The sequence below is a fragment of the Pseudomonas sp. E102 genome (assembly GCF_052660185.1).
The window spans coordinates 405,868-427,079 of the sequence record NZ_CP084025.1 but is presented as its reverse complement, the minus strand read 5'-3'; the positions used below and the strand labels follow the sequence as shown (position 1 = coordinate 427,079).

General features: G+C 61.7%; 21 protein-coding genes. 6 read left to right on the top strand and 15 right to left on the bottom strand.

Features of this window, described 5'->3' with window-relative positions; all coding sequences use genetic code 11:
* Positions 1–10 precede the first annotated feature (10 nt).
* Positions 11–700: a DUF4197 domain-containing protein gene (locus DOCECA_RS02025; protein ID WP_434562515.1), complete on the top strand. Its 690-nt coding sequence runs from the start codon at positions 11–13 to the stop codon at positions 698–700.
* 135 nt (positions 701–835) lie between these two features.
* Here the strand turns inward: DOCECA_RS02025 and DOCECA_RS02020 are convergent, their stop codons facing one another.
* On the bottom strand, positions 836–3,901 hold the full coding sequence (locus tag DOCECA_RS02020; protein WP_434562513.1) for an efflux RND transporter permease subunit: 3,066 nt from the start codon (positions 3,899–3,901) through the stop codon (positions 836–838).
* Positions 3,902–3,907: 6 nt separating this feature from the next.
* Positions 3,908–5,008 (bottom strand): efflux RND transporter periplasmic adaptor subunit, encoded by a 1,101-nt coding sequence (locus tag DOCECA_RS02015; RefSeq protein WP_420764221.1) that lies wholly within the window; start codon positions 5,006–5,008, stop codon positions 3,908–3,910.
* Between the two features lie 93 nt (positions 5,009–5,101).
* Between DOCECA_RS02015 and DOCECA_RS02010 the strand changes: the two genes are divergently transcribed.
* Positions 5,102–5,737 (top strand): TetR/AcrR family transcriptional regulator, encoded by a 636-nt coding sequence (locus tag DOCECA_RS02010; protein ID WP_420764220.1) that lies wholly within the window; start codon positions 5,102–5,104, stop codon positions 5,735–5,737.
* Between the two features lie 111 nt (positions 5,738–5,848).
* On the opposite strand, the gene DOCECA_RS02005 is transcribed toward DOCECA_RS02010, so the two are convergent.
* Entirely contained in the window at positions 5,849–6,631 is a 783-nt protein-coding gene (locus DOCECA_RS02005; protein ID WP_420764219.1) for a class I SAM-dependent methyltransferase, read from the bottom strand.
* Between the two features lie 92 nt (positions 6,632–6,723).
* Between DOCECA_RS02005 and DOCECA_RS02000 the strand changes: the two genes are divergently transcribed.
* Positions 6,724–7,344, top strand: a complete 621-nt coding sequence (locus DOCECA_RS02000) for an energy transducer TonB (RefSeq protein ID WP_420764218.1) — start codon at positions 6,724–6,726, stop codon at positions 7,342–7,344.
* Positions 7,345–7,347: 3 nt separating this feature from the next.
* On the opposite strand, the gene DOCECA_RS01995 is transcribed toward DOCECA_RS02000, so the two are convergent.
* The 7 genes from DOCECA_RS01995 to ppc form a co-directional block, all read right to left on the bottom strand.
* On the bottom strand, positions 7,348–8,046 hold the full coding sequence (locus DOCECA_RS01995; RefSeq protein ID WP_434562511.1) for an extensin-like domain-containing protein: 699 nt from the start codon (positions 8,044–8,046) through the stop codon (positions 7,348–7,350).
* 16 nt (positions 8,047–8,062) lie between these two features.
* Positions 8,063–8,884 (bottom strand): isocitrate lyase/PEP mutase family protein, encoded by an 822-nt coding sequence (locus tag DOCECA_RS01990; RefSeq protein ID WP_434650089.1) that lies wholly within the window; start codon positions 8,882–8,884, stop codon positions 8,063–8,065.
* A gap of 33 nt (positions 8,885–8,917) precedes the next feature.
* On the bottom strand, positions 8,918–9,778 hold the full coding sequence (locus DOCECA_RS01985) for a DUF72 domain-containing protein (RefSeq protein WP_434650088.1): 861 nt from the start codon (positions 9,776–9,778) through the stop codon (positions 8,918–8,920).
* Positions 9,778–10,086, bottom strand: a complete 309-nt coding sequence (locus tag DOCECA_RS01980; protein ID WP_420764214.1) for a hypothetical protein — start codon at positions 10,084–10,086, stop codon at positions 9,778–9,780. Before DOCECA_RS01980 ends, DOCECA_RS01985 begins: the two co-directional genes overlap by 1 nt.
* 329 nt (positions 10,087–10,415) lie before the next feature.
* Complete coding sequence (tsaB, locus tag DOCECA_RS01975; protein WP_420764213.1) at positions 10,416–11,105, bottom strand: tRNA (adenosine(37)-N6)-threonylcarbamoyltransferase complex dimerization subunit type 1 TsaB; 690 nt, start codon at positions 11,103–11,105, stop codon at positions 10,416–10,418.
* A 94-nt stretch (positions 11,106–11,199) separates the two neighbouring features.
* Positions 11,200–11,847, bottom strand: coding sequence for an adenylate kinase (adk, locus tag DOCECA_RS01970; RefSeq protein WP_420764212.1), 648 nt, complete (start codon positions 11,845–11,847; stop codon positions 11,200–11,202).
* A 289-nt stretch (positions 11,848–12,136) separates the two neighbouring features.
* Positions 12,137–14,767, bottom strand: coding sequence for a phosphoenolpyruvate carboxylase (gene ppc, locus DOCECA_RS01965; RefSeq protein ID WP_445571392.1), 2,631 nt, complete (start codon positions 14,765–14,767; stop codon positions 12,137–12,139).
* 176 nt (positions 14,768–14,943) lie between these two features.
* Between ppc and DOCECA_RS01960 the strand changes: the two genes are divergently transcribed.
* The 3 genes from DOCECA_RS01960 to DOCECA_RS01950 all read left to right on the top strand — a co-directional run bounded on the left by DOCECA_RS01960 (position 14,944) and on the right by DOCECA_RS01950 (position 16,829).
* Positions 14,944–15,288 (top strand): pilin assembly protein, encoded by a 345-nt coding sequence (locus tag DOCECA_RS01960; protein WP_420764210.1) that lies wholly within the window; start codon positions 14,944–14,946, stop codon positions 15,286–15,288.
* A gap of 286 nt (positions 15,289–15,574) precedes the next feature.
* Positions 15,575–15,988 (top strand): DUF4398 domain-containing protein, encoded by a 414-nt coding sequence (locus DOCECA_RS01955; protein ID WP_014336761.1) that lies wholly within the window; start codon positions 15,575–15,577, stop codon positions 15,986–15,988.
* Between the two features lie 49 nt (positions 15,989–16,037).
* Positions 16,038–16,829, top strand: a complete 792-nt coding sequence (locus tag DOCECA_RS01950) for an OmpA family protein (RefSeq protein ID WP_420764209.1) — start codon at positions 16,038–16,040, stop codon at positions 16,827–16,829.
* A 186-nt stretch (positions 16,830–17,015) separates the two neighbouring features.
* Here DOCECA_RS01950 and DOCECA_RS01945 read toward each other — a convergent pair whose 3' ends face one another.
* The 5 genes from DOCECA_RS01945 to DOCECA_RS01925 form a co-directional block, all read right to left on the bottom strand.
* Entirely contained in the window at positions 17,016–17,345 is a 330-nt protein-coding gene (locus DOCECA_RS01945; RefSeq protein ID WP_420764208.1) for a hypothetical protein, read from the bottom strand.
* Positions 17,342–18,247, bottom strand: a complete 906-nt coding sequence (locus tag DOCECA_RS01940; protein ID WP_445571391.1) for an alpha/beta hydrolase — start codon at positions 18,245–18,247, stop codon at positions 17,342–17,344. The genes DOCECA_RS01945 and DOCECA_RS01940 overlap by 4 nt, the downstream gene beginning before the upstream one ends.
* Positions 18,248–18,391: 144 nt before the next feature.
* Complete coding sequence (locus DOCECA_RS01935; protein WP_420764206.1) at positions 18,392–19,669, bottom strand: flavohemoglobin expression-modulating QEGLA motif protein; 1,278 nt, start codon at positions 19,667–19,669, stop codon at positions 18,392–18,394.
* A gap of 37 nt (positions 19,670–19,706) precedes the next feature.
* Complete coding sequence (locus DOCECA_RS01930) at positions 19,707–20,261, bottom strand: hypothetical protein (RefSeq protein ID WP_445571390.1); 555 nt, start codon at positions 20,259–20,261, stop codon at positions 19,707–19,709.
* Positions 20,262–20,433: 172 nt separating this feature from the next.
* On the bottom strand, positions 20,434–21,150 hold the full coding sequence (locus tag DOCECA_RS01925; protein ID WP_420764204.1) for a TetR/AcrR family transcriptional regulator: 717 nt from the start codon (positions 21,148–21,150) through the stop codon (positions 20,434–20,436).
* Positions 21,151–21,212 lie beyond the last annotated feature (62 nt).

Genomic DNA, 21,212 nt, shown 5'->3' with positions numbered 1-21,212 from the left:
GGAAGCTGCCATGCTCCGCTTTACCCTTCGTTTCACCGGCCTGTGCGCCGGCCTGTTGATCTGCGCCAATGCCATGGCCCTGTCCCTCGGCGACCTTTCCCAGAAAGACGCCACGGGTGGTCTCAAGGATGCCCTGACCCAAGGCGCCCAGGTGGCGGTCAAGCAGCTGGGCACCCCAGGCGGGTTCAGCAACAACCCGGACGTCAAGATTGAATTGCCAGGCAAGCTCGGCAAAGTCGCCAGCAAGATGAAAGCCTTCGGCATGGGTGACCAGGTGGATCAGCTGGAAACCAGCATGAACCAGGCGGCCGAAGCCGCGGTGGTGCAGGCCCAGCCGATCCTGGTCGACGCCGTGAAGAACATGAGCGTGAGCGACGCCAAGGGCATATTGAGCGGCGGCAACGATTCGGCCACCCAGTACCTGAACAAGAGCAGCCGCGAGCAGATTCGCGCCAAGTTCCTGCCCATCGTCAAGCAAGCCACCGACAAGGTCGGCCTGGCCCAGCAATACAACGCCTTTGCCGGCCAAGCCGCGACACTGGGAGTGGTCGATGCCAAGAGCGCCAATGTCGAGAACTATGTGACTGAACAGGCGCTGGATGGTTTGTTCGAGATGATCGCAAAACAGGAAGCCACCATTCGCCAGAATCCGGCGGCTGCGGCGACCAGTTTGGCGAAGAAGGTTTTTGGCACCCTCTAAGCCAAGCGCAAAAACACTGTGGGAGCGAGCCTGCTCGCGATATCGGTATCAGCCATAACATCTCTGTTGGCTGTAGCACCGCAATCGCGAGCAGGCTCGCTCCCACATTTGATTTTCAGTGCTATCAGACTCGGTTCAAGTCTTCTTGACCCTGAACCACGCCGCATACAACGCCGGCAGGAACAGCAGCGTCAATGCCGTCGCCACGATCAATCCCCCCATGATCGCCACCGCCATCGGGCCGAAGAACAGGCTGCGTGACAGCGGGATCATTGCCAGCACCGCCGCCAGCGCGGTGAGCACGATCGGGCGGAACCGTCGCACCGTCGCTTCGATGATCGCCTGCCACGGGGCAAGCCCGGCCTTGATGTCCTGTTCGATCTGATCCACCAGGATCACCGAGTTGCGCATGATCATGCCGGACAAGGCGATGGTGCCAAGCATTGCAACGAAACCGAACGGCTGGCGGAACACCAACAGGAACAGCGTCACGCCGATCAACCCCAGCGGCGCGGTGAGGAAGACCATGGCAGTGCGAGAGAAGCTGCGCAGTTGCAGCATCAACAAGGTCAGCACCACCACGATGAACAACGGCACACCGGCGTTCACCGATTTCTGGCCTCGGGCCGAGTCCTCTACCGTGCCACCCACCTCAAGCAGATAACCATCCGGAAGTTCCGCCTGGATCGGATCCAGTGTCGGGAAAATCTGCTGCACCAGGGTCGCCGGCTGTTCTTTGCCGTAGATATCGGCCCGAACGGTCACGCTCGGCAGGCGGTTGCGGTGCCAGATCACGCCCTCTTCAAAGCCATACTCCAGCGTGGCGATCTGCGACAGGGCAACGGTCGTGCCGTTGTCGGTCGGCACCGCCAGGCTTGGCAACAGCGACAGCTCCGTGCGCTCATGCACCGTGCCGCGCAGCAGAATCTCGATCAACTCGTTGTCTTCACGGTACTGGCTGACGCTGGATCCGGTGAGGGAGCTTCGCAAGAAGCTCGACAGATTCGCGGTGGTCACCCCCAAGGCTCGCGCACGGTCCTGGTCGATGTTCAGATAGACCACTTTGCTGGGCTCTTCCCAGTCCAGATGCACATTGGCAACGTAGGGGTTTTCCCGGACTTTTGTCGCCACTTTCCTCGCCAGGGCCCGCACCTCCTCGATGTGCTCGCCTGTCACGCGAAACTGCACCGGGTAGCCCACCGGCGGACCGTTCTCCAGGCGCGTCACCCGCGAGCGCAAGGTTGGGAACTGCTCGTTCAGGGTGGTGATCAGCCAACTGCGCAACGGCTCGCGGTCTTCGATGGTCTTGGCCAACACCACGAATTGGGCGAAGCTCGGCGCCGGCAGTTGTTGATCCAGGGGCAGATAGAAACGCGGTGAACCGGTGCCGACATAAGCGACGTAGTTGTCGATGCCGGCGTGGTCCTTGAGCAACGCTTCCAGGCGCTTGACCTGCTCGGCGGTGTTGACCAACGAAGCGCCTTCGGCCAATTTCAAATCGACCATCAGCTCCAGGCGCCCCGACGCCGGGAAAAACTGCTGCGGCACAAAACGGAACAGCACCACCGAGCCCAGGAACAGCAGCACGGTCAACGCGATGACGGTCTTGCGCCGACGCACGCACCACTCCACCAATCGCCGTACACGCTGGTAGAACGGCGTACCGTAGGGATCGGGCTGGCCGTCCACCGTGCCATGCTTGGCCGCATGAATCTTCGCCAGGTCCGGCAGGAGTTTTTCCCCCAGGTACGGCACGAATACCACGGCAGCCACCCAGGAAGCCAACAGTGCGAGGGTCACCACCTGGAAAATCGAACGGGTGTACTCGCCGGTGCCCGATTGGGCGGTGGCGATCGGCAGGAAGCCCGCCGCGGTGATCAAGGTCCCGGTGAGCATCGGAAACGCCGTACTGGTCCAGGCGTAGCTGGCCGCCCTGATCCGGTCGAAGCCTTGCTCCATCTTGATCGCCATCATCTCCACGGCGATGATCGCGTCGTCCACCAGCAGCCCCAGGGCCAAGACCAGGGCGCCGAGGGAGATTTTGTGCAAGCCGATCCCCAGGTAGTACATCGCGGCGAAGGTCATCGCCAACACCAGCGGAATCGCCAGCGCCACCACCATCCCGGTACGCAGCCCCAGGGAGAAAAAGCTCACCAGCAACACGATGGTCAGCGCTTCCACCAGCACCTGGACGAACTCGCCGACACCGGTCTTCACCGCCGCGGGCTGGTCGGAAACCTTGCGCAATTGCATACCCGCCGGCAGCGTGTTCTGGATGCGGGCAAACTCGACTTCCAGGGCCTTGCCCAACACAAGGATGTCACCGCCCTCCTTCATCGCCACGGCCAGGCCGATGGCATCTTCGCCCATGAACCGCATGCGCGGCGCGGGTGGATCGTTGAAGCCGCGACGCACGTCTGCTACATCGCCGATGCGGAAGGTGCGGTCGGCCACGCGGATCGGAAAGTCACGGATCTCTTCCACGGTCTGGAAATTCCCGGAAACCCGTAGCTGCAATCGCTCGCTGGCGGTCTCGAAGAATCCGGCCGTAGACACCGCGTTCTGCGCTTCCAGGGCTTGCTGGACCGCCGCCAGCGGCAGGCCGAGGGTCGCCAGTTTCACGTTCGACAGTTCGACCCAGATTTTCTCGTCCTGCAGGCCGAGCAATTCGACCTTGCCCACATCCTTGACCCGCTGCAGCTGGATCTGGATGCGGTCGGCATAATCCTTGAGCACGCCATAATCGAAGCCGTCACCGGTGAGTGCGTAGATATTGCCAAACGTGGTGCCAAACTCATCGTTGAAGAACGGCCCCTGGATACCCGGCGGCAAGGTATGCCGGATATCGCTGATTTTCTTGCGGATCTGATACCACAGCTCGGGAATCTGCTTGGAATGCAAGGAGTCGCGAGCCATGAACGTCACCTGGGATTCGCCCGGGCGGGAGAACGAGACGATCTTTTCGTAATCGCCGGTTTCCATCAGCTTCTTTTCGATGCGCTCGGTGACTTGGCGCGACACTTCCTCAGCCGTGGCGCCTGGCCAGATCGTGCGAATGACCATGGCCTTGAAGGTGAACGGCGGGTCTTCGCTCTGGCCAAGCTTGGTGTAGGAAAGCGCCCCGACGATTGCGAGCAACAGCATCAGGAACAGTACGATCTGGCGGTTCCGCAACGCCCATTCGGAAAGATTGAAGCCCATCGGGGGTTACTCCTTGGCCGCCAGGTTGACTACGCGGTTGGAGCGATCCACCGGCCGCACCTGCTGGCCGTCCAGGAGCACATGCACGCCAGCGGCCACCACCCAGTCATTGGCACCCAGGCCTTCAAGCACCGGCACGTTGTTTTCGCCAAAGGCACCGACACGCACCGGGACTTTCTTGAGGGTGTTGTCGGGGTTGACCACCCAGACATAAGTCGCGCCGTTCTCGGCGGTGAGGGCCGACAGCGGCACTGACAGGGGGACCTTTTCGGCATTCTGGATAAACACCCGGGCGCTCTGGCCCAGTTCCGCCGGGACGCTGCCGGCGGTGAAGGCGACACGAGCGGCGAAGGTGCGGGATCTGGGATCGGCGGCCGGCGAGAGTTCGCGGATACGTCCGCTAAAGCGCTGGTCAGGTTGGCTCCACAGCTCGACCGAAACCGGCTGGCCAATCTTGAACCGACCGAAACTCTGCTCCGGCAGGCTGATCAGCACCTCGCGTTCACCGTCGGTGGCCAGGGTGAAGACGGTTTGACCGGCCGACACGACCTGACCCACTTCCACCGAACGCCGGGCCACGACGCCATCCTGGGGCGCACGCAAAATCGAATAGCTGGCCTGGTTGCTGGCAACGTCGAATTCAGCCTTGATCTGCTTGACCCGCGCGGCCCCGGAGCGAAAGAGATTTTCGGCGTTGTCGTATTGGGAGCGGCTGACCATCTGCCGCTCCATCAAGGTCTTGTAGCGGTCACGCTCGGCACGCACCAGGCTCAGGTTGGCCTCGGCGGCGGCGACCTGGGCCCGGCTCGCCTCGAGTTGCAGACGCACGTCTTCGGGATCGAGTTCAGCCAAGGGTTGATTGGCCTTGACCCGCTGCCCCTCCTCCACCAGCCGTCGGCTGACTTTGCCACCGATGCGAAAGGCCAGGTCCGGCTCGAATCGCGCCCGCACTTCGCCAGGATAACTGTCCATCGCCTGGGCCGAGGGCTCGGGCTTGACCACCATGGCCGGGCGGACGGTGACGGCCACCGGCTCCTCGTGGCCACACGCAGACAATAAAAAAGCCAGGCTGACTGGCACGGCGAGGGGCAGGACATAGCGGAACATGGTGGATGACCTTTCGCTAATGATGCTTGGAATAATTATACTGGCGGGTATGTTATTAATAGCAAACTCACCAGTCCAGTATTAAAGCGAAGAATGTCGAACAATCCTCCCCCTCCCAGCGGCCCTGGTCGTCCGAAGGATCTGGCCAAACGCCAGGCCATTCTCGATGCGGCCAAAAATCTCTTCCTGAGCCTGGGTTACGCCAGTACCAGCATGGATGCGGTGGCGACCGAGGCCGGCGTATCGAAGCTGACGGTCTACAGCCACTTCAACGATAAGGAAACGCTGTTTTCCGCCGCGGTGATCGCCAAGTGCGAGGAGCAAGTGCCGCCGCTGTTCTTCGAATGGGTCGAAGGCGTCCCGATCGAACACGTGTTGTTGAACATCGCCCGAGGCTTCAATCAACTGATCAACAGCGACGAGTCGGTGAATCTGCATCGGCTGATGGTCGCCCTGGGTAGTCAGGATCCGAAGCTCTCGACGATTTTCTACGAGGCCGGCCCGCAACGCATGCTCTGCGGCATGGAGCGGTTATTGAGCAAGGTCAACCAGAGCGGCGCCTTGAGCATCGACAAACCGCGAAATGCCGCCGAGCATTTTTTCTGCCTGATCAAGGGGGCGGCCAACTTCAGGTTGCTGTACGGCTGCGACGGACCGCAAGACGCCGAGGCGGCCGAGGCTCATGTGCAGGAAGTGGTGGGGTTGTTCATGCGGGCCTATCGGCCTTAGCTCCCAAGCGCCATCACTTGGGGGCTTCATTCGCGAGCAGGCTCGCTCCCACAAGGGATCGTGGTGTTCCGTGTGGGAGCGAGCCTGCTCGCGAACGGGGGCGCCTCGGTTTCAAGCCTTGAGCGCCTTCTTGGGATAGATATCGTACCGACTGGACTTGCCCTCGAGCCCATGGCTCGGCTTCGGCCCTTCGATGCAAGGCGCCTTGCGCGGGCGCTTGACCACCACCCGGTGGGTCGCCAGCGCCAGCGCCGCGGCCAGCAGCGCCGGTGCGTCATTGTCATCGCCCACCAAAGGTCGGAACAGGCGCATTTCCTTTTTCACCAGGGCGGTTTTCTCTCGATGGGGAAACATCGGGTCCAGGTAGATCACCTGGGGCGGCTCGCCTTCCCAATGGCGCATCACCTCGATGGAGTTGCCCTTGAGCAAACGCATGCGCGCCACGATCGGCGCCACGTCGAAATCTTCCGCGCCACGGGCCAGGCCATCTTCCAGCAGTGCACCGATCAGCGGCTGGCGCTCGATCAGGCTCATTTCGCAGCCCAGGCTCGCCAGCACAAACGCGTCCTTGCCCAACCCGGCCGTGGCGTCGAGTACCCGCGGACGCACACCTTGGGCGACACCGACCGCCTTGGCGATCATCTGACCGCTGCCACCGCCGTACAAGCGCCGATGGGCCGCGCCACCCTCGACGAAATCCACCCGCACCGGTCCCGGCGCGTCCGGACCCAATTGCTGCAATTGCAATCCCTGCTCGCCGACCTGCAAGGCAAACTCGCCATCGTCCACTTGCAAAGGCAGGCCAAGCCGCTCTGCCCATTGTTCGGCCTGGGGCTGGAACGCCGGAATCAAGGCCTCGACATGGATGCGGCAGGCCGCGGGTTGCTCAATCATGAAAACACGCTCGAAAAAATTAAGGATCGGCAAAACCAGCCGATAACAACGGTGAACGGCATTTTGCCAGAGCTGAGCGTCGACCGAGAAAAATGTCAGACATTCAATCCACATCGATAGGCGTTATCTCCCCTTACGGCGATTACAGCCTGCGTAACACCCAAGCGCTGAGCGGCGTCAGTCACCTGTGGCAGGATTTTTTTGCCCGGGCCCTGGCCGATCAACTGGGTGAAAACGCACCGGCGCCTGGCAGCTACCAGCCCGTCGCCCTCGATGAAGCGGTTGAACCGACCCTTGGCGCCGAGCTGCTGGAGCACATCGTCAGCCAGCGCACCTGCGACGTGAAGGAAACCCAGGTCAAGCCGCCAGAGCCGTTGTTCCTGCCGATTGCCGAGTTCGAACTGGATTTGCTGGACAAACCGTTCCCACCGTTCCCGCCCGAAGAAATCGTTGCCCAGCAAAAGCAGCAAACCTTCGAGAGCAACTGGGTTCGCCCGATCGTCCTCACAGCCGGCCAGCCACAGTCGGAACCGGGCCCGGCGCCGCACCCGCGTCCATTGCACCTGCCGATCGCCGAGTTCGAACTCGACTTGCTGGATAAACCGTTCCCTCCGTTCCCGGAAGAGGAATTGGTGGCGCAGCAGAAGCAACTCGATTTCGATACCCGTTGGGCACGTCCGATCGTTCTGCAGAACCTTCGTATCGCCGCCTGATTCTTACCGACAGATCCACCACGGCCCTACATCCAGATGGAAGTGGTTGCGGTGCGCCGCGTTGTAGTCCGGACTCAACACCACACTGAACATCTCACAGGCGCCATCTCGCACCTGCCGCAGGAACTGCGCATCGGTGTTGTCTTTCGGCCAGTCCCTGAGCACGCTGATCGCTTTCCCATTGGCCAGGCGAAACCCGGCAATATCGAGCGCGCTGGCGGTGGCGTGCTGGCTGCGCGCCCCGCTCTCACGGCCGTACATGTTGCGACAGGCAAAGCTGCCCAGATGATCGACCCGCGTGACTTTCTGCCCATAGGCCGCCGTTGCCGCCGGCTGCAGCGCATGGCGCTCGAACAACGCAAAAGCCACGGCCAGCGGGCAACTGGCCAGGAAGCTGCTGCTCAGCGCCACCTCGCCGCCCTGCACTCGCAACACATTGGTCAACGGACAGGTGGTGTTGGCGCCGCTGTCCGCCTGGCGAGAGGTCCGAAGCCCTGACGTAGCGAGCGCCTGGTCGCACAGTTGCGGGTCGTTGCGCAGGGCCATCAGCTTGTAGCGGGTCAGCATGTTCGGCGGGGCGCTGACGTCCAGCGGCGCCCAGGGATTCCATTGCGGCGGCACCGACAACCAGCCGCGCCATACGCCAAGCACTGCGGCGCCGACGATCAGCAGCACCACCATCAAACCTTTGAAAAACCGCACGACAACGCCCCGGGCATCAGCCCTTGAATAATTGATTGGCCTGCTTGAATGGCATCGAGCGACGGGTGAAGGTGAACGTGCCTTGCTCCTGGATTTCCTGCGCGGCGCGGAAGAACTCGCCATAGGCCGCCAACGCCAACGCCGAGCCGACACTGATGCGCTTGACGCCCAGTTCGCTCAACTGCGCCACGGTAAGGTCCAGGGCGCCGGACATCAGCACATTGACCGGTTTGGGCGCCACCGCTTGTACCACCGCGAGGACCTGTTCGGCGCTGCTCAATCCTGGCGCGTACAACACGTCGGCGCCTGCGTCGGCGAACGCCTTGAGGCGTCGGATCGTGTCGTCCAGGTCGGGTTTGCCGTGCAGGAAATTTTCCGCGCGGGCGGTGAGCATGAACGGGAACGGCAGGCTGCGCACCGCCTCGGCCGCGGCCTTGACCCGCGCCACTGCTTGATCGAAACGATAGATCGGGCTGTCTTCGCGCCCCGTGGCGTCCTCGATGGAGCCCCCCACCGCCCCGGCCTCTGCCGCACGCAGCAGGCTGGCCGCGCATGCGTCGGGCGCATCGGCAAAGCCGTTTTCCAGGTCGACCGCCACTGGCAGATCCGTGGCCGCCACAATCGCTCGCACGTTGGCCAGGGTGTCATCCAGGCCCAGCGCACCATCGGGCCGCGCCAGGGAAAAAGCGTGGCCGGCACTGGTGGTCGCCAAGGCTTCGAAGCCAAGGCTGGCGAGCATCTTCGCCGATCCGGCATCCCACGGATTGGGAATTACAAAGGCCCCTTCGCGTTCATGCAGGGCCTTGAACGCCTGGGCTCGCCGGGTTTGTGCATCCATCAGAGTCGCTCCTGAGCAATGGGAGGGTTTGCCTTAGAGCAAACCCAGTTGCTCGGCGGCGGGTTCTCTATATAGCTCAGGCAGGGCCGGCAAGCCAGGCAAACGGTTCATCAAGCGGCTGTGAAAACGCATCGCGAGCTTTGCCGCCAGAAGGTTGTCGGCGGTGTGCAGGAACATGTACGGGGTGCGCCCTTCTTCGATCCACTCGGCGATTTTTTCCACCCAGGGCGTCAGGAACGGCTCGTTGGCTTCCACCACTGGATGGCCGACGAAGCGCACCTGCGGGCATTGAGTGAAAGCCGCTGGCCGCGTTGGCACCCGAGGCTTCTTGTATTGCGCATGGATCACTGAGGGATCGGTCGAGGCGCAGCTGAACAAGCCCCGTGGATCGAGACAGATGCGTTCCACGCCGCGATCGAGCAACAGGCGATTGAGCCGGCGCTCGGCATCGCCCTTGGCAAAAAACTCGTCGTGACGGACCTCGACCGCCAACGGGCTCGGGAACGCGTCGATAAACGCCGCCAGCTCCTGCATCCGATTGGGCGTGAAGGCCTTGGACAGCTGCAGCCAAAACGGCGAGACGCGCTCGCCCAGCGGGCTGAGCAGTTGAACGAAGGTTTCAGTGGCGGTCAGGTGTTCACGCAAGTCGCCGCCATGGCTGATGTCGCCCGGGATCTTGGCCGTGAAACGAAAATGCTCGGGCATGATTTCCGCCCAGCGCTGGACAGTGGCCGCAGACGGGCTCGCATAGAAGGTCGTGTTGCCTTCCACGGCATTGAAAACCTGGCTATAGAGGTTCAGGAAGTCGGAGCTTTTTGCGTCTTGGGGATAAAGATAATCGCGCCAGGCGTTTTCGCTCCAGGATGGGCAGCCCAGGTAATAAGGCAACCGCATCAGATGTAGAGGTCGAGCCCTAGCACTTCCATATCCCAGTCGACAAAACCGGCAGTGCTCAAATAACTGGCAAGGGCCGTGGCGACACTGCGGCTCATGGCGCGGTGATACAGCATGTCCTGCTGACGGGCGGGGAGATTGCTCAGGCGCTGCGCAGAGGCTTTGGCGGCACGTGCGGCCAGTTGCTCTTCGGACGGAAATTCCAGGTCGCCATCGATATCATCGAAGTTTTCGGGCTCAGCGGATTTACCCGCACGAGGCCGACGCTTGATCGGGTAGGACTGGGATGAAACGCCGTCTATACGCATGACAGAATGCTCGGTATCAATGATGGCAATTTAGCGGCACATTCGTAGCCGCGCAAACGCGCAAGTGATAACTAGAACACAGAAAGCCAAAAAGGTTTAAAAACGGGCCGGAAAAGTGACGACTGGCAAGGTTGGGTGTGACTTATGGACGGGGAAATGACTTTCAGCCAGAAAACTCTGGGATTAAAAGTGCCTGTGTGGCGGGGGATTTATCCCCGCTCGACTGCGCAGCTCTCGCCAGATCCGCATCTGGCGCAACAATGTCGGGGGCGCTACGCGCCCAGCGGGGATAAATCCCCTCGCCACAACTGTGCCCGCTTGGAGTGTGGTCAAGCCTGGGATTGTCGCTCGGATTTTGGCGTTGCTACCTTGTCCCGCAGGTAAACCGGCTGGGCATCATCGGCCACAATGGCCTCGCCGCGTTCCCAGGCGAAGCGTGCCAGCGCAAGCAAGTCTTCGGCATGGGGCAACATCGAGGCGTCCTGGCCAACAAGGCTGACACCGATCCGCTCGGCATAACCCCAGCCCGTACCGGCGCCGAACCAATCACCACTCGCCTCAGCCGGCAGCGCCGCCGCCTCGGGTGGCAGTACCGCTTCAGGCCCCGCCAGGCGCATCTCGCCGTTCGCTTCGCGATAGCAGCCCCAATACACCTCGTCCATGCGCGCATCGATCGCCGCGGCGACCTGGCGCGCACCGTGTTCGCGCAGGGCGCGCTGGGCCAGCACCGCCAGGTTCGACACCGGCAGCACCGGGCGCTCCAGGGCAAAGGCCAAGCCCTGCACCACGCCGATGGCGATGCGCACACCGGTGAAAGCCCCGGGCCCGCGACCGAAGGCGATTGCATCCACCGCTTGCAAGTTGGTGCCGGCATCGCTGAGCAACTGCTGGATCATCGGCAGCAATTTCTGCGCATGCAAACGCGGGATCACCTCGTAATGGCTCGTGACCTTGCCGTTGTGCAGCAAAGCAACGGAGCAAGCTTCAGTCGCGGTGTCCAGGGCCAGCAAGGTGCTCATTAATGTGTCCGTAAATCAGGTGGGGAAAAAGTGCGCCAGTATAAACAACTACGGCCCGCAAGCGGGCCGTAGTTGTTGCTGCCGATCAGACTTTTCAGCTCAAGGCCGCAAGCACTTTGGCAGTGATGGCCTCAACCGAACCGACGCCTTCGATATGGCTGTATTTCGGCTTGCCGTTGGCAGCCGACAGCTTCTGGTAGAAATCCACCAGCGGCTTGGTCTGGGAGTGGTAGACCGACAAACGATGACGCACGGTTTCTTCGGTATCGTCCTTGCGCTGCACCAGTTCTTCACCCGTCACATCGTCCTTGCCTTCGGCTTTTGGAGGATTGTAGACGGTGTGATAGACACGGCCGGACGGCTCATGAACACGTCGACCGGCGATGCGCTGGACGATTTCTTCGTCCTCGACGGCGATTTCAACGACTGCATCCAGCTCGACGCCGGCGCTCACCAGGGCTTCAGCCTGTGGAATGGTGCGCGGGAAACCATCGAACAGGAAGCCATTGGCGCAGTCAGGTTGAGCGATACGATCCTTGACCAGGGCGATGATCAGGTCATCCGACACCAGGCCGCCGGCATCCATGATGCTCTTGGCCTTGATGCCCAGCTCGGTGCCGGCCTTGACCGCCGCACGCAGCATGTCGCCGGTGGAGATTTGCGGGATACCGAATTTTTCGGTGATGAACTTTGCCTGAGTACCTTTACCGGCCCCGGGAGCTCCCAGCAGAATGACGCGCATCGATGTGCTCCTCAATTTTTTTATGTAAACGCTCGGATTCGCCTCGTGGGGCCAATCTCGGAAAACAGGATCGTGGCCGCCCAAACGGCCAAAGGCTGATCAAGATACACAGCAGGCCCGACCCACACAAGCCGCCGAAAGTCGGAGGAACCCGCGTCGAACGCGACCTTCGTACGAGGTGGCGAGAGTCGCAACCTGACAACAAACTGTCGCCTGGCCGACCTGTCGTTCTCCATAAACGGCTACGCCCGGACGAGCCGGGCGAGTTGTCGCGGGTAACGACCCGACGTCAGCCGGTGTTGCGCAAACCGGCGGCGATCCCGGCTACAGACACCAGCAATGCCTGTTCCACGGGGCTGCCTTGGGCAACGTCCTGCTGTCGCGAACGTGCCAGCAGTTCGGCTTGCAACAGGTGCAAGGGGTCGAGGTAAGTGTTGCGCAGGCGAATGAATTCCAAGGTATCTGGGCTATGTGCCAGTAGCTGCGACTGGCCGGTCAACCCCAGGACCACCGAGCAGGCCTGCGACAATAGGTCGCGTAAATGCTCGCCCAACGGCAGCAATGCCGGTTCCACCAGACGCTCATCGTAAGACTGGGCAATATCGGCGTCGGCCTTGGCCAGCACCATCTCCAGCATGTCGATGCGGGTGCGGAAGAACGGCCATTGTTCGCGCATCTGCCCCAGCAATTCACCCTCGCCGCGCTCCAGCGCCTTGCCCAGGGCGGTTTCCCAACCGAGCCAGGCTGGCAGCATCAGGCGGGTCTGGGTCCAGCCGAAGATCCACGGAATCGCCCGCAAGCTCTCGATCCCCCCGGCGCGACGCTTGGCCGGACGGCTGCCCAAGGGCAGACGACCCAACTCCTGCTCCGGCGTGGACTGGCGAAAATACTCGACGAATTGCGGATTTTCCCGCACCACCGCGCGGTAGGCACTGACGCCGTCAGCGGCCAATTCGTCCATCAAATGGCGCCATTCTGGCGTGGGCGGCGGCGGTGGCAGCAGGGTCGCTTCCAGCACCGCGGCGAGATAAAGGTTGAGGTTCTGTTCGGCGATGTCCGGCAGGCCGAATTTGAAACGAATCATTTCGCCTTGCTCAGTGGTGCGGAACCGCCCCGCCACCGAACCTGGCGGCTGCGACAGGATCGCCGCGTGCGCCGGGCCACCGCCACGGCCTACCGTACCCCCGCGACCATGAAACAACAGCAGTTCGACTTGCTGCTCGCGGCAGATGTCCACGAGTCGCTCCTGCGCTCGATACTGTGCCCACGCCGCCGCCGTGGTCCCGGCGTCCTTGGCTGAATCGGAATAGCCGATCATCACCTCCTGGGGTCCTTGCAGGCGCGAGCGATAACCCGGCAACGCCAGCAGGCGCTCCATCACCGGCCCAGCGTTGTCCAGGTCGGCGAGGGTTTCGAACAGCGGCACCACCCGCATCGGCCGCAACACGCCGGCTTCCTTGAGCAGCAATTGAACTGCCAGCACATCGGAAGCGGCACCGGCCATCGAGATCACGTAGGAACCCAGGGACGCCGCCGGTGCCGCCGCGACTTCCCGACAGGTCGCCAGGACCTCGCCAGTGTCGGCGGACGGTTTGAAATGCGGCGGCAACAACGGACGACGGTTATTCAGCTCATCCAGCAGAAAACGGATGCGCTGCTCTTCGTCCCAGTCTTCATAGCGTCCAAGCCCGAGGTAATCGGTGATCTCGGTCATGGCCATCGTGTGGCGCGTCGAATCCTGGCGCACATCGAGGCGCACGAGGAACAGCCCGAAGGTCACCGCGCGGCGCAGGCAATCGAGCAGCGGCCCGTCGGCAATCACCCCCATGCCGCACTCGTGCAGGGACTGATAGCACAACTCCAGCGGATCGAGCAGTTCGCGGTTGTCCTGCAACACTTCGGAAGAGGCCAGCGTAGTGGCTTTCAAGGAGGCCTGGGCCCAGTTGCGGGTGGCCCGCAGGCGTTCACGCAATTGCTTGAGTACCGCGCGATAGGGTTCGGCGCTGTCACCGGCCTGGGCGCGCAAGGCCTCGCTGGCCTTTTGCATGGAGAGGTCGGCCGCCAGGTGATCGACATCGCGCAGATAAAGGTCCGCCGCCATCCAACGCGCCAGCAACAGCACTTCGCGTGTGACCGCGGCGGTGACGTTCGGGTTGCCATCCCGGTCGCCGCCCATCCAGGAGGCAAAGCGGATCGGCGCGGCTTCCAGCGGCAAGCGCAGCCCGGTGGCGGCGTGCAGGGCCTGGTCGGCCTTGCGCAGGTAATTGGGGATGGCCTGCCACAGCGAATGCTCGATCACCGCAAAGCCCCACTTGGCCTCGTCCACGGGCGTGGGCCGGGTGCGGCGGATTTCTTCAGTGTGCCAGGCTTCGGCGATCAATCTTTGCAAGCGCTCATGGATCTGCGCGCGCTCGGCACTGGTGAGGTCACGGTGATCCTGGGCCGCCAGTTGCGCGGCGATGGCGTCGTATTTCTGGATCAGCGTACGCCGGGCGACTTCCGTGGGGTGGGCGGTGAGGACCAACTCGATATCGAGCCGGCCCAACTGCCGGGCCAGCGATTCGGCGCTGTGGCCTTCGGCGCGCAAGCGTGCCAGCAACTCGGGCAACACTCGCGCTTCAAACGGCGCAGGCTTGGATTCTTCGCGCCGATGAATCAACTGGTATTGCTCAGCGATGTTTGCCAGGTTCAAGAACTGGTTGAACGCTCGCGCGACCGGCAGCAATTCCTCCTCGCTCAACTGATTGAGGCTGGCGCTCAGTTCGGCGTCCATGGAACCACGTCGGTCCGCCTTGGCGCCTTTGCGGATCTGCTCGATCTTGTCGAGAAAGGTGTCCCCGTACTGGTCGCGAATGGTGTTGCCCAGCAACTCGCCGAGCAGGTGGACATCCTCGCGCAGGCGGGCATCGATATCGGTCATCAGCAGTTCTCCAGCAAAAGGTCCGGACAGCTTTGTAGGAGAGAGTGCCGATGCTGATCGTTTATGACAAGCGACGAAGGGACATTAAACCTTGTCGGACAAAGCTAGTCTCAAGATAAGCCCCACAACGGCTTGTCACTGTCGCGCCTGCCATAAGCAGGGCTATTGAGGTCATCATGAAAATCCGTGAGCTTGCCCAGCATTGGGAAGAAAATGCCAAGGGTCGCCTGACCCAGACCGGCTACACGATTCATCTCGATGTAGAGGCCGCTGCGCGCCTGGCGGCCATCTGCGACATGTACCCCAAGCGTCAGCCCGAAGAACTGCTCGGGGAGCTGATCGGCGCCGCGTTGGAAGAGCTGGAAGCCAGCTTCCCCTACGTCAAGGGATCGCAAGTCGTATCGACCGATGAGGAAGGTGATCCGCTGTATGAAGACGTGGGCCCGACGCCACGTTTTCTCGCGCTGTCACGCCGTCATCTGCGCGAACTTTCCTCCCACAGCGACAAATCCAAACACTGATTGCCGCCCTTCCCGGCGTGCGAAATTCCAGCGCGGAGCCTGTCCCAGTCGCGCTGGAATACCGCTGCCCGCCTTGAAAGTTCAGCTTTTTGGCGCTTGACCAATCAGTCAGTATTTCTTTTGGCGAATGGCCATCCTTGCCTGAACTTTTGAAAAACGCCTCGGGTCACACCGAATAACCATACTGGAACGGCCGTTTAAAAAAACGCGCCCTGGCGCCAGCGCCAAAACAGACGTCACGGCTTCGGTCCCAGCATGGAATGGTGTTTTTTTCAGGAGTTTTCCAATGGAGTTGAAGCCTATGAATACCTGCACTGCCAAACCCTCATCCACTGGCCTGCGCGGCCTGAAGTTGGCTGCCCTGGCTATCGGTAGCAGCTTCATTCTGGCCGGTTGTGCCGGCAACCCACCTTCGGAGCAATACGCGGTCACGCAATCTGCGGTCAACAGCGCCGTCAGCGCTGGCGGCACCGAGTTTGCCGCCGTGGAAATGAAATCGGCCCAGGACAAGCTCAAGCAGGCCGAGATCGCCATGCACGACGAGAATTACGAAGAGGCCAAGCGTCTGGCCGAACAGGCCGAATGGGATGCCCGCGTCGCCGAGCGCAAGGCCCAGGCCGCCAAGGCCGAACAGGCCCTCAAGGATTCCCAGAAAGGGGTTCAGGAACTGCGTCAGGAAGGCATGAACAAGGTCCAGTGACCCGGTTTGAGCCACGACGCACTTCTCATTGATAAAAGGACGACAGACTATGACGCACAAACATTTCATGATGCCCGCCCTGCTTGCCGCCTGCGTAGCCCTGGCCGCTTGCTCCCACGATCCGAACGCGAACCTGGAACAGGCGCGCACCAACTACAACGGCTTGCAGGCCGACCCGGCGGCCACCAAGGTCGCGGCTCTGGAAACCAAGGACGCTGCCGATTTTCTCGCCAAGGCCGACAAGGCCTACATGGATAACGAGGACGAAGCCAAGGTCGACCAACTGGCCTACCTGACCAACCAGCGTGTCGAAGTGGCCAAGCAGACCATTGCCCTGCGCAACGCCGAAGCCGAGCTGAAAAACGCCGGTGACGAACGCGCCCGCGCACTGCTGGAAGCCCGCAACGCGCAGATCAAGCAGTTGCAGGACAGCCTCAACGCCAAGCAGACCGAGCGCGGTACGCTGGTGACCTTCGGCGACGTGCTGTTTGCCACCAACAAGTCGGACCTGCGTACCAGCGGTATGACTAACGTGAGCAAACTGGCGCAGTTCCTCCAGGAAAACCCGGATCGCAAGGTGATCATCGAAGGCTACACCGACAGCACCGGTTCGGACTCCTACAACCAATCGCTGTCCGAACGCCGCGCCAGCTCCGTGCGCACCGCCCTGGTGAAAATGGGCGTCGACCCGGCCCGCATCGTGACTCAGGGCTACGGCAAGGAATTCCCGGTCGCCGACAACACCAGCGTCTCGGGCCGCGCCATGAACCGTCGCGTGGAGGTCACCATCTCCAACGACAACCAGCCCGTCGCCCCGCGTTCGACCATGAGCGCCAACTGATCGGTTGACTGCAACTCAAAAGCCCCGCCTGACTTCAATCAGGCGGGGCTTTTTTATGATCAAATTTATTTGGCTGCACACGATCCTTGTGGGAGCGAGCTTGCTCGCGATAGGGGAGTGTCAGGCACTATCAATGCTGCTGAACCACCGCTATCGCGAGCAAGCTCGCTCCCACAGGGGTCTCGCTTAAGGCTGAAGTTTTTGTGGGGTCTCCTGCCCCATGCACCGCACCGCGCGCTTCTTCTCGTTGATCAGCACACCGGTCAGGCCTTTCTGTTCGGTGTCGAACAACACCAGCACGCCATCGATGCACTGGGCCACTTGCGGCGCCGGCTCCAGGGAAACCTTGTAGTCCTCCCCCGGAACGGTCTTGAGCATGGTGAACTCGTTGAGCAGCAACGCATCCTCGGGCTTGGCGAAATGCAGGTAGCCGTAGTACCAGAGCGCCGCGACGGTGCCGAGGATGCTGCAGATTCCTGTGATTATCAGGGGGATGGCGTTACGTTCTTCGCTCATTGCGGATTCTCAGGTGATTCAACGGGTGATTTCGGGTAATTCGGAATTTCGCCCAGGCGGCGCAGGCCGTCAAAGTGCCGGGGGTCGTCGAGGTAGCGCAGCATCACGGTTCGCCAGGTTGGGTCGGCGAAGGTCTGCACATGCCCGCCACGGGTCAGTTGCAGCACCCGTGGCGGCGGCGCAGCTTGATACAAGCGGATGCCGTTGGAAAGGGGCACGATCGGATCGTCGAGGCTGTGGTAGATCAGTTTCGGTACGCCGTTCAATTGCGCGATCGAGCCGATGGCGCTGTCGCCGTCCGGCACCAGCCACGACAGCGGCACCTGGAGTGGCCAGGTCAGCCATGAGGTGCCAAGAGCGAAACGCCCTACATCACGATAACTGGCGGGCACGCCGTCGAGCACCAAGGCCTTGAGCTGCTGCTGGCGCTGCGGGTGCTCGACCAGGTAATGCACCGCCAGCGCGCCACCGAGACTCTGGCCGAGCAGCACCAACGGCTTGCCCCGCACTTCGGGCGCCTGGTCGAGCCAATTGAACGCGGCGTCGATGTCCTGGTAGATCGCCGGCAGGCTCGGCTCGCCTTCGGAAACGCCATAGCCACGGTAATCGACCATCAAGACTTGATAACCCTGCTCCGGCAACCACCAGCTCCCGCCGAGGTGCCAGGCCAGGTTGCCGCCGTTGCCGTGAAGATGCAGCACCGTGCCCTTGACCTCTACACCCGGCTTCACCGGCAGCCACCAACCCCGCAGCTTCAGCCCATCGGCGGTGGTCAGGGAGACGTCGCGGTATTCAAGGTTGGCCCGCTCCGGGGTAAACGGCAGGCCGCGTTCGGGGTAAAACAACAGGGAGCTGCAACCGGTCAGGGCCAGCAGCAGGCAAATGATGCCGAGGGTTCGCATCCGGTGAAGCCTCGCAAGTCAGAAGTGAACGCAGTCCCCTGTGGGAGCGAGCTTGCTCGCGATAGCGGTATGTCAGTCACAGCTGTATTGACTGTCCTGTCGCTATCGCGAGCAAGCTCGCTCCCACAGGGATTGTTGGTGTGGTTAAAGGATATTGGAATAATCCGCTTCGATCCGGTCCAGGCTCAGGTGGTTCAAGAAGTTGGAGAAGCACATCCAGGCCGACAGCGCGTTCATGTCGCGAAATTGGTCGGGCAGGTACTTGGGCGGTACGACCAGGCCTTCATCCACTAACTGGCGCAACGTGCGCATGTCCTCCAGGGTGGTCTTGCCGCAGAACAGCAACGGCACCTGCTCCAGCTTGCCTTTGCGCACGGCCAGCTGAATATAGTTGTAAACCATGATGAAGCCCTTGAGGTAGGACAAGTCTTTGGTGAACGGCAGTCCGGTCGGCACCGAACCACGGAAAACCCGGCTGGCGTTGCCGTAGCTTTCGGCCATTTCAAAGCCCTGTTCACGGAAGAACTCGTAGACCTGCAGGAAATCGGCGCCCTCTTCCACCATATGAATGGCGCGGGTACGGTTGGTGAGCTTGCGCAAGCGACTCGGGTAGGACGCGAAGGTGATGATCTCCATCAGGATCGCCAGGCCTTCCTGAGTCACTGTCGACGAGGGCGGGCCCTTGGACAGGAAGGTGCAGATCGGCTGGTTCAGCCCGTTGAGGGTGGTGCCGACGTGCACCAGCCCTTCATGGACCTCCAGGGCGCGCACATCGCGCTCGTTGAACATCGCGTCGGTGCGGATCTTGATGTAGTCGGCGCCCGCCGCCGCGTCGGCCACGATCCCGTCGGACTCGAACACGCGGATGGTTTCCTCGGCTTCGCCGAACACCCGGTTGAGGCGATGCTGCAACAGGCTCACGGCTTCCTTGGCGCTGAGGACCTTGGGCTCGTCCTTCAGGTCGCCACGGCCATCGATGTTGTTCAGGTAATCGGACAGCATCAGCCCCAGGTCGGCCAGGGTCGGGTCACCGGCGTGGAAGGCGTCGGACGCCGCGCCATACAGCTCCTGGGAAATCAGCCCGAAGTCCTCGGTGCCGCGCGCTTCGAGCATGCGCACCACCATGCGGTATTCCTTGCACATGCGGCGCATGATCTGGCCAACCGGGTTGAACTGCCCGAGCTGGCGGGTGATGTCGCGCTCGATGTTCTGAAACTCCAGCTTCACTTTGCTGGAATCGAACGACAGCGGTCGGTTGAGGTAATAGTCGCGGTCCACGGCGGGCATTTCCTTGCCCTTGGTCTTGAGAAACCCTTTGCGGATGTTCTCGTCCCACTTCACCGCGTCGAGGATTCGAATCGGCGTCTGCGCCAGCACAATGCGATCGGACAAGGTGCGTATCGTCTGCTGGTAATCGTCCACCCGGAACTCCTGTGAAAAAAACGTCCGCTTGTAGCAGTTATTGGGATTTGGCCAGTCGCTGATAGCGCACGGCTTCCGAGAACACGTCGGAATTGGCTGGGTCGTCGAGGTAGCTGAACACCTTGACCATGTCGCTGTCCACCAACACGCCATCGCCCTCTTCGCTTGGGTTCGGCTGGCCACTGAGGAGCTTCTGGCCGATGGCCTGGTTGATCTGTTCTATGTCCAGGTTGTAGACCACCAGTTCCTGTTTGTCGGTCAGTTCGAAACCGGCAATGACGAAATGTCCGCCATAGCGGGCCGGCACCTTGGCCGACAGGTACCAGCGGCTGCCGTGCCGGGAGACCGTCACGGGAATGGCTTCGCGTTCCCGGGGCTTGGCCCTGAAGTAGCTGATGGCCTGGTAGCGGTGCTTGCCGACTTGCGTCAGCTCCAGGTTCAACGGCTCGCCCCAGGCGTTGGTGCTGGTCCATTGGCCGAGCAGGCCCTTGGGCGCGGCTTCGCTGTCGGGCAACGGCGCCTTGAACGACACCAGGCACCCACTGAGCAGCAGCAACGACACGGCCAGAACAACGGCATGCCAGGCTTTCATTGGAACTCCCTATGGTCTGTGGCGAGGGGATTTATCCCCGCTGGGCTGCGGAGCAGCCCCCTTGCAGTCAGCTCAGTTAGCCAGATGCACCGAGTTGGCTGGTTTTGGGGCCGCTTCGCAGCCAGCGGGGATAAATCCCCTCGCCACAAGGGCTGTGGTGAACCCATCTGGATCACACCGACGCCAGTACCAGGTGCATGTAGCGGGTCAGGATGCCGAGCATGTCTTCTTCAGCGACAGGCTCGGCGCCATTGAGCAAGCCCTGATATTCCATCCGACCGATAATCGCCGTCAACACTTTGGCATCCTGTTGCGGCTCGCGCGAGCCCAACACCTGGAAAAACTGACAGGTGCCATGGAGCAGGATTCGTTGATGAGAACGAACCAGTTCCGCCAGGCGTGGGTTGAGCAGCGCTTCCTGGCGAAAGGCCTGTTCGGCCATCAAATAGTCGCGACGACTCTGCAACTGATGCTGCACATAATCAGCGGTCATCCGCGCAATGTCGTCGGCCAATTGCGAGCGCGACTCGGCGCTGCCGTCCCCGTAGGCGACCATTTCACGCAGCAGCCCCTCGTTGTTGGTCCACAGCTTGGCCATGAACGCCGCGCTGCGCTCCACGTACTGGGCGAAGGTATCGGTGAGCAGGTCGTCGATGTCCTTGAAGTAGTAAGTGGTGGCCGACAGCGGCACGCCCGCTTCGGCGGCCACCGCGCGGTGTCGCACGGCCCGCACGCCATCGCGCACGACGATGCGCATGGCCGCGTCGAGAATGTCCTGGCGGCGCTGTTCACTGCCCTGTCGGCTGGCCTTGCGACCCTGGTACTGAACACTTTCAGCGACAGCAGTGGCGACGCCCGCTGCACCTTCTGGAGCCATTGCACGATTCACGACAGGTGTTTCCTCGCTATTTCAGAAGTAACCAATTGATACGTTTGTACCAGACAGGCAAT